Genomic DNA, 13092 nt, shown 5'->3' with positions numbered 1-13092 from the left:
GCTTTTGCTTTTCAGAGATGATTGATCAGACCAGACGAACCTGCGTGCCGACCTTGACCAGCGGATACAGTTCTTCGACATGCTGGTTGTACAGGCCGATGCAACCTGATGAACTCTGGCGACCGATCTTTCGCGTGTCGTGCGTTCCGTGAACCAGATACGCAGGCCAACCCAGATACATGGCGCGGGTTCCCAGCGGGTTGCCGGGGTCACCACCTTCCATCCGAAGCGGCAGCGAAGGGTCACGTTCGCGCATTGATGCCGTGGGTGTCCAGCTTGGGAATTCGGTTTTGCGCACGACTTTCGTGTACCCGCGTTTGGTAAGCTCTTCGCTCATGGGTACGGAACTTGGGTACAGTTTGTATGTGCCGTCAGGCCCCCAGTAATGGACGGCGCGGCTGGTGATATCGGCCAGCAGGCAACCAGCGCCCACTTCATCGAAATGGTCCTGCCAGTTCTGCTGCGAGAAGGACGATACGTTGCGCCGCACCGGCAGTTGCGTACTGATTGCGTCTTCCGTTTCCGGAAAAGCATCCGCGCTTTGTGCCCGAACAAGGGCAGGTGTCGCCATCAAAGAGGCCACGCCCAGCAAGGCAGAGCGACGGGTCATACGGGATTGGGACAAGGGTGCCTCCGGTAGGTTCACTGCTCGGTATATTGTTGACGCCAAAATATGAGCATTGTTCGCATTTTTCCAGAGTGAACCACCTGAATTTCTTGTGAGCGAGTGATGGAAAGCAGGTTTTTCGGCGGAAAGATGCGAAAAGCCCGGCCGTTGAACGGGCCGGGCCTGAAAACTTCGGGGCTGTTGGATCAGTCCATAGCCTTGAAGTTGAACTCGCCACCTTCCTTGATGCCCGACGGCCAGCGTGCGGTCACTGTTTTGGTGCGGGTGTAGAACTTGAAGCTGTCCGGGCCGTGCTGATTCAGGTCGCCGAACATAGACTTTTTCCAGCCGCCAAAGGTGTGATAGGCCAGCGGAACCGGGATCGGAACGTTGATGCCCACCATGCCGATATTGATCCGGCTGGCAAAGTCACGCGCGGTGTCGCCGTCACGGGTAAAGATCGCGGTGCCATTGCCGTATTCGTGATCCATCGCCAGTTTCAGCGCTTCTTCATACGAACCCGCGCGCACGGTGGACAGAACCGGGCCAAAGATTTCCTGTTTGTAGATGTCCATCTCGGGGGTCACGTTGTCGAACAGATGCGGGCCGACAAAGAAGCCGTCCTCATAGCCTTGCAGGCTGAAGTCGCGGTTGTCGACAACCAGTTTCGCACCCTGTTCCACGCCCGAATTGATCAGGCCCAGAATGCGTTGTTTCGCTGCGGCGGTCACAACCGGGCCCATGTCGACATCATCGCCGGCAGTGTAGGGGCCAACCTTCAGCTTTTCGATACGCGGCACCAGTTTTTCGATCAGTGCGTCCGCGGTCTCTTCACCCACGGGAACAGCCACCGAAACCGCCATGCAGCGTTCGCCTGCCGCACCGAAACCGGCGCCAACCAGCGCGTCCGCGGCCTGATCAAGATCAGCGTCGGGCATGACGATCATGTGGTTCTTGGCGCCGCCGAAACACTGGGCGCGTTTTCCGTTCGCCGTTGCGCGGCTGTAGATATACTGCGCGATCGGGGTTGAGCCGACAAAACTGACGCCCTGAATGATCTCGCTGTCGAGAATGGTATCAACCGCTTCCTTGTCGCCGTTTACGACCTGAAAAACACCTTTAGGCAAACCGGCTTCGACGAACAGTTCGGCCAGCATCAGGGGCACTGATGGGTCGCGTTCAGACGGTTTCAGAACAACGGCGTTACCGCAGGCCAGAGCGGGGCCGACGTGCCAGAGTGGCATCATGGCCGGGAAGTTGAACGGCATGATCGAGCCGACAACACCCAAAGGCTGACGCATGGAGTACATATCAATGCCGGGGCCCGCGCTGTCGGTAAACTCGCCCTTCAGCATCTGTGGCGCGCCAATGCAGTATTCGATCACTTCGAGACCACGCTGCAAATCGCCCTTGGCGTCTGGGATGGTTTTGCCGTGCTCGCGGCTCAGCGCTTCGGCCAGTTTGTCCATGTCGCGGTTCATCAGGCCGACCATGGCCATCATGACGCGCGCACGTTTTTGCGGGTTGGTTGCACCCCATGCGGGTTGGGCGGCGGCGGCGGCCTCGATCGCGGTGGTGGTTTCCGCTGCACTGGCCATCGGGCACTTGTATTGAACTTCGCCCGTTGCCGGGTTGTAGACGTCGTCGAAACGACCGGACGTTCCGGCGACCATTTCGCCGTTCAGGAAATGGGTCAGGTCTTGCATCAATAGCTCCTCCGATAGATTTGCGCGCAGAATAGGCTTGCAGAAATCTCGCGAACAGAGGCAATGTCTCAAAAGAGTTTTGCAAAAATGCAAAAGGGATCAAAATGACCCCAAATTGGGATGATATGCGGATTTTCCTGGCTGTTGCGCGAGAGGAAAGCCTGTCTTCCGCAGGTCGCATCCTGAAGATCGACCCTGCCACCGCCGGTCGGCGCATAGCACGCTTGGAGGCAACGCTTGATTCCACATTGTTCACCAAGTCGCAGCAAGGCTATGTTCTGACCCCGGCGGGACAGCGGCTGTTGGAACACGGGCTGCAAGCCGAAGAGGCGATGCGCGCGGCAGCCGGGGCGGTAACAGGACCGACGAAATCGCTGAGCGGACAGATCAGGATTGGCGCGCCGGACGGTAGTGCCAACTACCTGCTGCCTCAGGTTTGTGCAAAAATCAGCGATGCAAACCCTGATCTGGACATTCAGATCCTGGCGCTTCCGCGTGTGATCAACCTGTCCCGTCGAGAAGCAGATATGGCAGTCACGGTCAGTGCGCCGACTGCCGGACAGCTGCTGGTGAAGAAAATCAGCGACTACAAGCTGCACATGGTCGCGACCGAAGAGTATCTGAAGCGACATGATCCGATCCGGAACATCGCTGACCTGAAGGGCCACAGGTTGATCGGCTATATCCCCGACATGATTTTTGACCGGGAACTGGATTACCTGAATGATATTGGCGTTGACCGTGTCGCTCTTGCATCGAATTCGGTGTCGGTACAGTTGCGACAGGTCTGCCTGGGAACTGGCGTTTGCGTGGCACATGATTTCACGTTGCCGTTCCACCCGGGGCTTCGGAAAATCCTGACGGATCAAGTGAGTTTGACGCGCAGCTTCTATCTGGTCCGGCATCAGGGAGACCAGCGCAACGAGCGGTTGAACCGATTTGCTGATGCCCTGACACGCGGTATTCGCGAGGAAGTGCTTCGTTTGGAAGCAGGCCCCGACGCTTGACAGGTCGGGGCAATCGCGCAACGCTTTGGAATAAGTGTTATTATTCCGGAGGTATTCTTCATGCTAGTACAGGCCATCCTGAAGTCCAAAGCGACAGATGGTGTCGTGACCGTGGCGTCAACGGCGACAATCTCAGAGGCCTCGAAGATTCTTGCGGACAAGCGCATCGGTACGGTCGTTGTTTCCGACGACGGAGGCGAAACCGCGGCCGGCATATTGTCGGAACGTGACATCGTCCGGGAACTGGCGGCCAGCGGCAGCGGTTGTCTGGATCAACCGGTAAAATCATACATGACACAGGATCTTGTGACGGCGACTCGTCAGACCACGGTAGAAGACATCATGTCCCGCATGACCGAAGGGCGTTTCCGCCATATGCCAGTGGTTGAAGACGGAAAACTCGTAGGTATTGTCACTTTGGGTGATGTGGTGAAAGCCCAGCTTTCCGAACTTGCGATGGAAAAAGATGCTCTAGAAGGCATGATAATGGGGCACTGACGACAAGGGTTGCCCAAGCAATCACTTGCACCTGCAGCAAAGTTATGTTTGCTTGCGCAGAAATTTTGTTGCGCAGGAGGGCGCGATGCGGGTTGGATTGTATCCTGGAACCTTTGATCCCATCACGATGGGGCATATCGATATCATCCGTCGGGCGGCAGCTTTGGTGGATAAACTGGTTATCGGTGTGGCCATCAATCGGGACAAAGGCCCTCTGTTCTCGTTGGAAGAGCGCGTTGCCATGATCGAGGCGGAATGCGCCCGGCTTTCGGAACAGACCGGCACCGAAATCATCGCGCATCCCTTCGAAAACCTTCTGATTGACTGCGCGAGGGATGTCGGGGCGCAAATCATCGTACGGGGCCTGCGCGCGGTCGCCGATTTCGAATACGAGTTTCAGATGGTCGGCATGAACCGCGCTCTGGACGATTCGATTGAGACCGTCTTTTTGATGGCCGAAGCGCGCCATCAGGCAATTGCGTCCAAGCTGGTGAAGGAAATCGCCCGGTTGAACGGGGACGTGTCGAAATTCGTCACGCCCCGAGTCAATGAAGCGCTGAAACAGCGGTTAGGCTAGGGCACCCATTGCGGCCGCTGTGTCCAGCATGCGGTTCGAGAAACCCCATTCATTGTCATACCACGCCAGCACACGAACCAATGAGCCATCAGTGACTTTGGTTTCAGCCAATGAAACGGTCGAGCTGTGCGGATCGTGATTGAAATCAATGGAGACCAGAGGGCGGCTTTCCGCCGCAAGCACTCCGGGGATTTTGGCGGCTGCATCGACGAACAGTTGGTTGACCTCTTCTTCGGTCGTGGGGCGTGAAACCTCGGCCACAAGATCAACAACCGAGACATTCGGGGTTGGAACACGGATGGCCTGGCCGGTCAGTTTCCCTTTGAGTTGCGGCAGCACCAAACCCACGGCAGCGGCTGCACCGGTTGTCGTAGGGATCATCGACAACGCCGCTGCTCGCGACAGGTATGGATCTTTTCCAACTGTATCATGCACCGGCTGGCTGGCAGTGTAAGCGTGAACCGTGGTCATGTTGCCGTGCTTGATACCAAGGCCGCCATCCAGAGCCGCAGCAACAGGAGACAGACAGTTGGTGGTGCAGGACGCGTTTGAGACCACCAGATCCTCGGCGGTCAGTTCGCTATCGTTGACACCAAAGACGATGGTTTTCACACCGCCGTCGCCTCTGGCAGGGGCAGAGATCAGAACTTTCCGGGAGCCGTTTTTGAAGTGACGTTCCGCCGCTTCGCGCGTACGAAACACGCCCGTACATTCCAGAACGACGTCAATATCTGACCAGGGCAGATCCTCGGGGTTGCGCTCGCTGCTCAGCCGAATTGGGCCACGACCCACGTCCAGACCAGCATCGTTGAGCGCGACCGGGTTGGGGTAACGGCCGTGAACGCTGTCAAATTCAAAGAGATGCGCGTTCATGTCGGGTTTGCCAAGATCGTTGATCGCGACGATCTCAACGTCCGTACGTCCGCTTTCTATCACCGCGCGCAGAACCCCGCGCCCGATCCGTCCAAATCCGTTGATCGCCAGTTTCAAGGTCATGGTCTGCTCCGTCCAAATGTCTCAGCAATATGAGTTAGCGCTAACAAAGCCAGATCAAGCGAAATGTCAAGGAAAACCTCAGTCACCGCCAGAAAGCGAGCCAGTCCAGAAAGTCGTAAAGCTTCTTTCCGAGGAAAAGCAGATGTTCGGTCCCGTGCAGCGCCACATCCAGCATCATGCCGCCGAGCAGAAGAAGGCCGAGCCAGATAGCGATTTGATTGGTCATGGCTGTCCCGAACGTAAAATGCCCGCTCAGATAACCTGAGCGGGCATCAAGGTACAAGCAAGCGAAGTCCGAAGGGTCAGTTAAGGCGGCCCATCGCAACAGCCACGTCGGCCATGCGGACCGAGAAGCCCCATTCATTGTCATACCAGGCCAGAACGCGGACCATACGGTCATCGACAACGCGGGTCTGATCCGGTGCAAAGATCGAGCTTTCCTCAGTGTGGTTGAAGTCGGTCGACACCAGCGGAGCGGGCTCATATCCCAGAACGCGCTGCATCGGGCCTTTGGCGGCCTCTTCGACGATCGCGTTGATTTCGGCCGTCGAGGTGTCACGCGAAGCACGAAATGTCAGATCAACCGCCGAGACATTCGGAGTAGGCACGCGGATGGCAGAACCGTCCAGACGACCCTTCAGGTTCGGCAGAACTTCACCCAGCGCCTTGGCCGCGCCGGTCGAGGTCGGGATCATCGACATTGCAGCAGCGCGAGCACGGTAGAGGTCGCTGTGGCGACGGTCCAGAGTAGGCTGGTCCCCGGTGTAGGCATGGATGGTGGTCATGATGCCGTGTTCGATGCCGACGCCTTCGTCCAGTACCTTGGCCAGCGGAGCCAGACAGTTCGTTGTGCACGAACCGTTGGATACCATGTTGTCGTTGGCGGTCAGGGTGTTGTGGTTCACACCGAAGACGATGGTCTTGTCGACATTCTTGCCAGGAGCAGACAGAAGAACCTTGCCGGCACCACGCTCCAGGTGGGTTTTCGCCTTGGTTCCGTCATTGAATTTACCTGTGCATTCCAGAACGACGTCGCAGCCTTCCCAATCCAGATCGTTCATGTCGTAAGTCGAAAACATCTGCATCGGGCCTCGGCCCAGATCCATGGTGTTTCCTTCGACAGCAACCTCGCGCGGGAAACGCCCGTGAACACTGTCATATTTCAGCAGATGCGCCGAGGTTTCCAAAGGGCCAGTTGCGTTGACTTTGATCACTTCGATGTCGTTGCGCCCGGACGCGGCGATGTGCGACAGGGTGCAGCGGCCAATACGGCCAAAACCATTGATACCGACCTTGATGGTCATATGACGTCTCCAGATGCGCTTGCTTTGAGGGCCATATAGCGGCGAAAAGGGAATCTCAAAAGGGCAAAAACGGTATATTTTTAAGGTGTTAGCGCAAACCTGCGCCGGTTGCGCTAACGCTTGCGCTAGCCGTTGGATCAGGTAGGGTCCGGTTTGCAGCAGCAGATGTGAAGGGAAACGCGATGAGTGGTCTTTTGGCCCTGTTGGATGATGTGGCGGGCATTGCCAAAGTTGCGGCGGCATCAGTGGATGATGTGGTTGCGGCAGCAGGCAAGGCGGGGGCCAAAACCGCTGGTGTGATCATTGATGACGCAGCGGTGACACCGAAGTACGTGCAGGGCTTTGCCCCGGCGCGTGAACTGCCGATCATCTGGCGCATCGCGCGCGGTTCGGTCTTCAACAAGATCATACTCTTGCTGCCTGTGGCTTTGTTGCTGGCCAATTTTGCACCGTGGCTGATTACGCCTTTGTTGATGCTTGGTGGGTCATATTTGTGTTTTGAAGGGGCCGAGAAGATTTTTCACGTTCTGTTTCCTCATGGAAGCCATGTCATTGAGGAAGACATGAAGAACCCCGACCCGGGCCATCTGGAGGAACAAAAGGTCAAGGGCGCCATCAAAACGGATTTCATTCTGTCTGCCGAGATCATGACCATTGCATTGGCGGCGATCGAAGCCCCGAACCTGTGGATGCAGGCCGCTACTTTGGCCGTTGTGGGGATTGGCGTGACGGTGGCCGTCTATGGGTCGGTGGCGTTGATCGTGAAGATGGATGACGTGGGGCTGTTTCTGGCGAATAACGCTCCAACTCCTGTTGGTCGTGGTATGGGCCGCGGCTTGGTCAAAGCGATGCCCGGGGTGATGAAAACCCTGTCGATTGTGGGAACCGCGGCGATGCTGTGGGTCGGCGGCTCAATTGTGATCCACGGGATGGAGGTGTTGGGCTTTGGATGGTTGGGCCATCATATCCACGATTGGGCCTATGCAATTGGGCATTCGGTTTCTGATCAATGGGTTGGCGCAGTTGAATGGATATCCAAGGCCACGATGGATGGCGTATTTGGTTTGGCCTGGGGATTGGTTTTGATCCCGGTGGCGACCCGGATCATTTCACCACTGTTAAACAAGAAGGCGAAACATTGAGTTGACCCGTTATCGTCTGGCCGCGATGATTGATGGCCCTCTGGTTCGGCAAGTCGGTAAGCGCGGATCAACCGGCGGAGCTTCATTTCTATCTGCTTTGAGTGTTGCGGCCGACGAAGTCCCATTCGATGAAACTGATCTGTATGGTTTCTTGCATTTTCGTATTGATACTGCGTTCACGGCGCAGAAGCGTAGTAATTGGTTCGGGGGACGCTTCTACAACGCTTTGGTGGGACAATCGGCCACCTATGTTCCGCTGTCCGGAACACATCTTCGCCAGGCGTTGTCTTGCCTCGGTTTGCAAGCCCCTGAGAAAGTGGTGGTGCAAGGACGGTATGAGTTGCGTTTGGATTACGCTCTGAAAGCCTACGAAGAACTTGCACTTCGGGTTAACGCTGAACCCAATTGAAAAGGGCGGCCAAGGCCGCCCTTTGCTCGATCAGGTGGGCCTGTCTCACAGTCCCAGAAGTTCCTTGACTTTGGCAACGGTTGCTTCGGCTGTGATGCCGAAATGCTTGTACAGCTCACCGGCAGGGGCCGAGGCGCCAAAGCTGGACATGCCGATAAAGCCTGCCTTGGCTTCGCGGCCACGCTCGCCCAACAGCCAGCGATCCCAGCCACCGGCGCGCACGGCGGCCTCGATGCCGACGCGAACCGGACCGGCGGGCAGCACGCGCTTGCGATAGGCTTCGTCCTGCTGTGCGAACAGCTCCATGCAGGGCATGGAGACGACGCGGGTGCCGATGCCTTCGGCCTCGAGCATCGCCTTGGCTTCCATTGCCAGCGAAACCTCTGAACCTGTTGCAATCAGGATCGCCTGACGCTTGCCCTCGGCCTCGGCCAGAACATAGGCGCCTTGCGCGGTCAGGTTCTTGGTCTTGTGATCCTTGCGCACGGTCGGCACACCCTGGCGGGTCAGCGACAGCACCGAAGGACTGTCTTTGAAGGTCAACGCCAGTTCCCAGGCTTCGGCGGTTTCGATCGTATCGGCGGGGCGGAACACATAGGTGTTCGGCGTCGCGCGCGAGATGGCCAGATGTTCCACCGGCTGGTGTGTTGGGCCGTCTTCGCCCAGACCGATCGAGTCGTGGGTCATCACGAAAACCGACGGGATCTTCATCAGTGCCGCAAGACGCATCGATGGGCGGGCATAATCGGTGAAGGCCATGAACGTACCGCCATAGGGGCGGATGCCACCGTGCAGGGCCATACCGTTCATCGCTGCGGCCATGCCGTGCTCGCGGATACCGTAGTGAATATAGCGACCCTTGCGGTTTTCCGGCAGGAAGACACCCATATCAGCCGACTTGGTGTTATTCGATCCGGTCAGGTCAGCCGAACCACCAATGGTCTCGATCATGATTGGGTTCACAACGTTCAGAACCTTCTCAGAAGAGGCGCGGGTGGCCAGTTTCGGCTGTTCTTCGGACATCTGCTTTTTGAACGCACGAATGGCACCAGCCAGTCGCTTGGGGGCCTCAAACGCATAGGCGCGGTTGAACTCGGCCTGCTTGCGCTCGGACAGTTGCGCGAAACGTTCTTCCCAAGCGGCACGCTCGACTGTGCCACGTGCACCAATGGCTTTCCAAGCGGATTTGACGTTGCCAGGAACTTCGAAAGCGCCGTGGGGCCAGCCATAGGCCTCTTTCGCGGCTTCCAGCTGATCCTGATCTGTCAGTGCCCCATGACCTTTCGAGGTGTCCTGTGCAGCATGACCCAGAGCGATGTGGGTTTCACAGGCGATCATGGTTGGTTTGTTCGACTTCTTCGCCTGAACGATGGCTGCATCGATGGCCTTGGGGTCGTGGCCGTCGATTTCGATCACATGCCAGCCCGAGGCCGCGAAACGGCGGACCTGATCGGTGCGATCCGCAATATCGACAGTGCCGTCGATGGTGATGTTGTTGTTGTCCCAGAAGACGATCAGTTTGCTCAGCTCATGGCGGCCGGCCAACGTGATCGCTTCCTGACTGACACCTTCCATCAGGCAGCCGTCGCCCGCGATCACGTAAGTATAGTGATCCACGACTTTCTTGCCGTAATGCGCGCGCTGGATTTCCTCGGCCATGGCAAAGCCCACCGCGTTGGAAATGCCCTGACCAAGCGGGCCGGTTGTGGTTTCAACACCGTTGATCAAAAAGTTTTCGGGGTGACCCGCGGTCTTGGCGCCCAACTGGCGGAAGTTCTTGATCTCTTCCAGCGTTACATCGGCATGACCGGTGAGATAGAGCAGCGAATAGACCAGCATCGAACCATGGCCAGCCGACAGGATGAACCGGTCACGGTCCGGCCAGTTCGGGGCGGAGGCATCAAATTTAAGGTGCTTTTCGAATAGAACGGTCGCAACATCGGCCATGCCCATGGGCATGCCGGAATGGCCGGAATTTGCGGCGGCGACGGCGTCAAGGGTCAGGGTGCGGATTGCCGCAGCTTTGTCCCAGTGTTCGGGGTTGGCTTTGCGCAGCGCAGTCAGGTCCACGGGCGTTGTTCCTTTGGATAAAAAGCAGATTGCGGGCTCAATACCATTCAGCACCCAAAGTGCAAGCGGAACCGGGCCTTGATCGCACTGGGCGGGTGAAGAGTGCGGCCCAAGTGGTTGAAACCAAACAGTGGGTATTTTCTGTCGCATTCCGTTAGACTGTCAACAAGCGGGATTCGATTTTGATTCGGATCACTTCGCGACAGAATGAACCTTGATAAAGAGGTGACAGGGGCATGAGCCAGATAGAGGAATTACAACACCGCATTGTAGCTGCGATGGACCGTATCAGCGCGGGCGTCGAAGCAATGGGCGATGCGTCCCGGAATACCGGGGCGGATGAGAGGCTTCAGGCCGAACTTGAAGACGAAAGAGTCGCCAATGCACAGCTTCAGGAGCGCCTGAAGACCCTGAAAGAGCAGCACGAACAGCAAGTGGACGAGTTGCGTGCCGATCTGGAGGAGTTGAGGACAGCCCCAGCCGACTCTGACGAAACGGATGCGTTGCGCGCTGAGCTGGAAGAAGCCAGGGCAAAAATCACGTCTGTTGAAGCGGCCCGTGCCGAGCTGGCCGAGGCCAAGGCTGCGTTGGACAACAGTGCCGAACTGGAAGCGTTGAAGTCCGAGAACGAAAGGATGCGCGCAGAGCTTGACGGAATCGGAGATCCTTCCGCGTTGAAGGCCGAGCTTGAGCAAATGCGTGAATTGCTTGCTCAGGCAAAAGAAGTTGAAGCGGAAAACAGCCGCCTCAAGGCAGAGCTTGAAGATACCGAGCGGGTCAATGAACTGAGCGCAGAGCTTGAGATGCTGCGGGCCGAGAGGGCCAGCCATGGTGCTGCAATGTCCCGCCTTGATGACGATCTGCAACGTATGCGCAAGGCGAACGAGCAGTTGCGGAATTCGGTCGAAGAATTGCGCTCTGCGGCGGCAGAAGGGCTGACGGATGCTGAATTGCTGAACCGCGCCACCGTCGCCGAGTTGGAGGCGACACGTGCCGCGCAGGCTTCGGACGCCGCCGAAGCACAGGCCGTGCTGGCACGTTTGGAACCTCTGTTGTCGCAGGCGAAACTTGTTGAAGGTGAGGTAGAGTAATGCCGGAGGTAACCATTCATATCGGCGGGCGCGGTTTTGATGTGTCCTGCCGGGACGGGGAAGAGCCCTTTCTGCACGCTGCTGCCAAGATGCTGGATGACGAAGCGCAGGTTTTGTCCGATCAGATCGGGCGGATGCCGGAAGCGCGCATGTTGCTGATGGCCGGTCTGCTGCTGGCTGACAAGACAGCGGCAACGGAAGACAAGGTAAAGGCGTTAGAGGCCAAGCTGGCCGAGGCCGAGGCCGAGCTTCAATCGCTGCGAAATGCGCCTGCGCCGGAACCCGAGCGCATTGAAGTCGCGGTCGTCCCGCCTTCCGTCACGGATACGCTGGCAGAGCTGGCGGCACGTGCAGAAGCGCTGGCTTCGGTGGTTGAGGAGAAAACGGCACAATGACGAACCTGCGCAATCTCTTCTGCGGTGCTTTGCTTGTTTTCCCGGCAACAGCTGCACTCGCCGAAATCGACATTCTGTCCGTTACATTTACCTGTGAGAACGGAGTTCCGTTGCCGGTGACCTATTTCAACGCGCTTGACGGATCAGGCGCGGCGGCGACGATGGTGGACAACACTCTGGTTGCGATGCGCCAGGTCGAAAGCGGGTCGGGCATCCGCTACGAATCCGTTGGAGATCAAGGAACCTATATCCTGCGGTCAAAAGGCTGGAACGCGGCAATCAGCTATTTGGCGGCAGGCGCCGCCAATGAGCAGGTGATTTATCAGGACTGTTCCAGCCGGTAGGTCGGATTACGCGTTTGCTTCGCGGATTTTGTCGGCTGCTTCCTTGTTGTAGCCGACACCGTTTTCTTCAAACAACGTGTCCAGTTCGCCGGACAGGGTCATTTCGGTGATGATGTCGCAACCGCCTACGAATTCGCCCTTGACATACAGCTGCGGCACGGTCGGCCAGTCGGAATAGTCCTTGATGCCCTGACGCACGTCTTCGTCGGCCAGTACGTTCACGTCGGTGTATTCAACACCCATGTAGTTCAGAACACCGGCAACACGGGACGAGAAGCCACATTGAGGCATTTCCTTGGTGCCTTTCATGTACAGCACCACGTCATTGGCTTTGACGGTTTCGTCGATCTGGGTTTTTACGTCGGTCATTTTGCGTTTCCTTTGCTCTTCGGCATCATAGCTTTGGCGTAGTCTTGAGGGTCTTTTGGGACACGATATTGCGTGGAATGCCCTCCGCCAGGCCCGCCTGAATCATAGTTTGCGTGGATTGTACGATAACCTATCCCAGGATGCGATCCGCGCTTTGGTTGCGGTTCGTTTTTGGATCGGCTCCAAGCCAATAGCGCGACAAGCACGACAAAGACAGTGACCGCAATTGAGATTACAATCGCATGTTCCATTTTACTCCGGCACTTTGGTGGTCAGGGCCAGCGCGTGCAACTCACCATCCGGGCCATCCATCTTGCCTTTCAGCGCGGCATAAACGGCACGCTGCTGTTGTACCCGGTTCTTTCCGCGAAAGCTTTCGTCCACCACCATGGCAGACATATGAACACCGTCCTGGCCACCGACCTGAATCTCGGCATCAGGAAAGGCTTCGCGCAGCAGGTGTTCGATTTCGTGGGCGCTCATCGGCATGTAGGTAACTCCAGAAGATCTTTCCCAAGATGTAGAGCGCATGAACCGGCCGTGCAAGGGCGCTGGCACATGCAATAACAACGAAACC

At 57.2% G+C, this 13092-nt stretch carries 16 protein-coding genes; 8 read left to right on the top strand and 8 right to left on the bottom strand.

Annotation, left to right across the window (positions count from 1 at the left end):
- Window positions 1–25 precede the first annotated feature (25 nt).
- Together D1823_RS06075 and D1823_RS06070 are read right to left on the bottom strand one after the other, a co-directional pair.
- Window positions 26–610 (bottom strand): L,D-transpeptidase, encoded by a 585-nt coding sequence (locus tag D1823_RS06075; RefSeq protein ID WP_205511967.1) that lies wholly within the window; start codon window positions 608–610, stop codon window positions 26–28.
- Between the two features lie 203 nt (window positions 611–813).
- Window positions 814–2313, bottom strand: a complete 1500-nt coding sequence (locus D1823_RS06070) for a CoA-acylating methylmalonate-semialdehyde dehydrogenase (RefSeq protein WP_117869071.1) — start codon at window positions 2311–2313, stop codon at window positions 814–816.
- Window positions 2314–2417: 104 nt separating this feature from the next.
- Here D1823_RS06070 and D1823_RS06065 point away from each other — a divergent pair, with 104 nt between their 5' ends.
- The 3 genes from D1823_RS06065 (at window position 2418) to coaD (ending at window position 4395) form a co-directional block, all read left to right on the top strand.
- The gene (locus tag D1823_RS06065) at window positions 2418–3320 is read left to right on the top strand and encodes a LysR family transcriptional regulator (protein WP_117869070.1); all 903 of its coding nucleotides are present in this window, start codon (window positions 2418–2420) and stop codon (window positions 3318–3320) included.
- A gap of 60 nt (window positions 3321–3380) precedes the next feature.
- A complete protein-coding gene (locus D1823_RS06060) occupies window positions 3381–3818 on the top strand; it encodes a CBS domain-containing protein (protein WP_117869069.1) in 438 nt (145 codons plus the stop codon).
- A gap of 85 nt (window positions 3819–3903) precedes the next feature.
- The gene (gene coaD, locus D1823_RS06055; protein ID WP_117869068.1) at window positions 3904–4395 is read left to right on the top strand and encodes a pantetheine-phosphate adenylyltransferase; all 492 of its coding nucleotides are present in this window, start codon (window positions 3904–3906) and stop codon (window positions 4393–4395) included.
- On the opposite strand, the gene gap (D1823_RS06050) is transcribed toward coaD, so the two are convergent.
- The 3 genes from gap (D1823_RS06050) to gap (D1823_RS06045) all read right to left on the bottom strand — a co-directional run bounded on the left by gap (D1823_RS06050) (window position 4387) and on the right by gap (D1823_RS06045) (window position 6695).
- Window positions 4387–5391, bottom strand: a complete 1005-nt coding sequence (gap, locus tag D1823_RS06050) for a type I glyceraldehyde-3-phosphate dehydrogenase (protein WP_117869067.1) — start codon at window positions 5389–5391, stop codon at window positions 4387–4389. The two genes, coaD and gap (D1823_RS06050), sit on opposite strands and share 9 nt — an antisense overlap.
- An 82-nt stretch (window positions 5392–5473) precedes the next feature.
- A complete protein-coding gene (locus tag D1823_RS21860) occupies window positions 5474–5617 on the bottom strand; it encodes a hypothetical protein (protein ID WP_162896775.1) in 144 nt (47 codons plus the stop codon).
- Between the two features lie 76 nt (window positions 5618–5693).
- On the bottom strand, window positions 5694–6695 hold the full coding sequence (gene gap, locus D1823_RS06045) for a type I glyceraldehyde-3-phosphate dehydrogenase (protein ID WP_117869066.1): 1002 nt from the start codon (window positions 6693–6695) through the stop codon (window positions 5694–5696).
- Window positions 6696–6877: 182 nt separating this feature from the next.
- Between gap (D1823_RS06045) and D1823_RS06040 the strand changes: the two genes are divergently transcribed.
- Window positions 6878–7837, top strand: a complete 960-nt coding sequence (locus D1823_RS06040; RefSeq protein WP_117869065.1) for a DUF808 domain-containing protein — start codon at window positions 6878–6880, stop codon at window positions 7835–7837.
- Between the two features lies 1 nt (window position 7838).
- The gene (locus D1823_RS06035) at window positions 7839–8246 is read left to right on the top strand and encodes a hypothetical protein (protein WP_117869064.1); all 408 of its coding nucleotides are present in this window, start codon (window positions 7839–7841) and stop codon (window positions 8244–8246) included.
- Window positions 8247–8291: 45 nt separating this feature from the next.
- On the opposite strand, the gene tkt is transcribed toward D1823_RS06035, so the two are convergent.
- A complete protein-coding gene (gene tkt, locus D1823_RS06030; protein WP_117872768.1) occupies window positions 8292–10316 on the bottom strand; it encodes a transketolase in 2025 nt (674 codons plus the stop codon).
- 236 nt (window positions 10317–10552) lie between these two features.
- On the opposite strand from tkt, the gene D1823_RS06025 reads away from it, so the two are divergent.
- The 3 genes from D1823_RS06025 to D1823_RS06015 are packed head-to-tail and all read left to right on the top strand — an operon-like array spanning window position 10553 to window position 12146.
- Window positions 10553–11407, top strand: coding sequence for a hypothetical protein (locus D1823_RS06025; RefSeq protein ID WP_117869063.1), 855 nt, complete (start codon window positions 10553–10555; stop codon window positions 11405–11407).
- The gene (locus D1823_RS06020) at window positions 11407–11802 is read left to right on the top strand and encodes a cell division protein ZapA (protein WP_117869062.1); all 396 of its coding nucleotides are present in this window, start codon (window positions 11407–11409) and stop codon (window positions 11800–11802) included. Before D1823_RS06025 ends, D1823_RS06020 begins: the two co-directional genes overlap by 1 nt.
- On the top strand, window positions 11799–12146 hold the full coding sequence (locus D1823_RS06015) for an MliC family protein (protein ID WP_117869061.1): 348 nt from the start codon (window positions 11799–11801) through the stop codon (window positions 12144–12146). The genes D1823_RS06020 and D1823_RS06015 overlap by 4 nt, the downstream gene beginning before the upstream one ends.
- Before the next feature lie 6 nt (window positions 12147–12152).
- Here D1823_RS06015 and grxD read toward each other — a convergent pair whose 3' ends face one another.
- Window positions 12153–12515 carry a Grx4 family monothiol glutaredoxin gene (gene grxD / locus D1823_RS06010; protein WP_117869060.1) on the bottom strand — a complete coding sequence of 121 codons (363 nt, stop codon included), beginning with the start codon at window positions 12513–12515 and terminating at the stop codon, window positions 12153–12155.
- A 252-nt stretch (window positions 12516–12767) separates the two neighbouring features.
- On the bottom strand, window positions 12768–13004 hold the full coding sequence (locus tag D1823_RS06000) for a BolA/IbaG family iron-sulfur metabolism protein (protein WP_117869058.1): 237 nt from the start codon (window positions 13002–13004) through the stop codon (window positions 12768–12770).
- Between the last annotated feature and the right edge of the window lie 88 nt (window positions 13005–13092).

Origin of the sequence: Ruegeria sp. AD91A (assembly GCF_003443535.1) — a bacterium.
Lineage (GTDB): Bacteria > Pseudomonadota > Alphaproteobacteria > Rhodobacterales > Rhodobacteraceae > Ruegeria.
The sequence above is the reverse complement of the archived record's forward strand: the minus strand, read 5'-3'. Positions and strand labels throughout refer to the sequence as shown.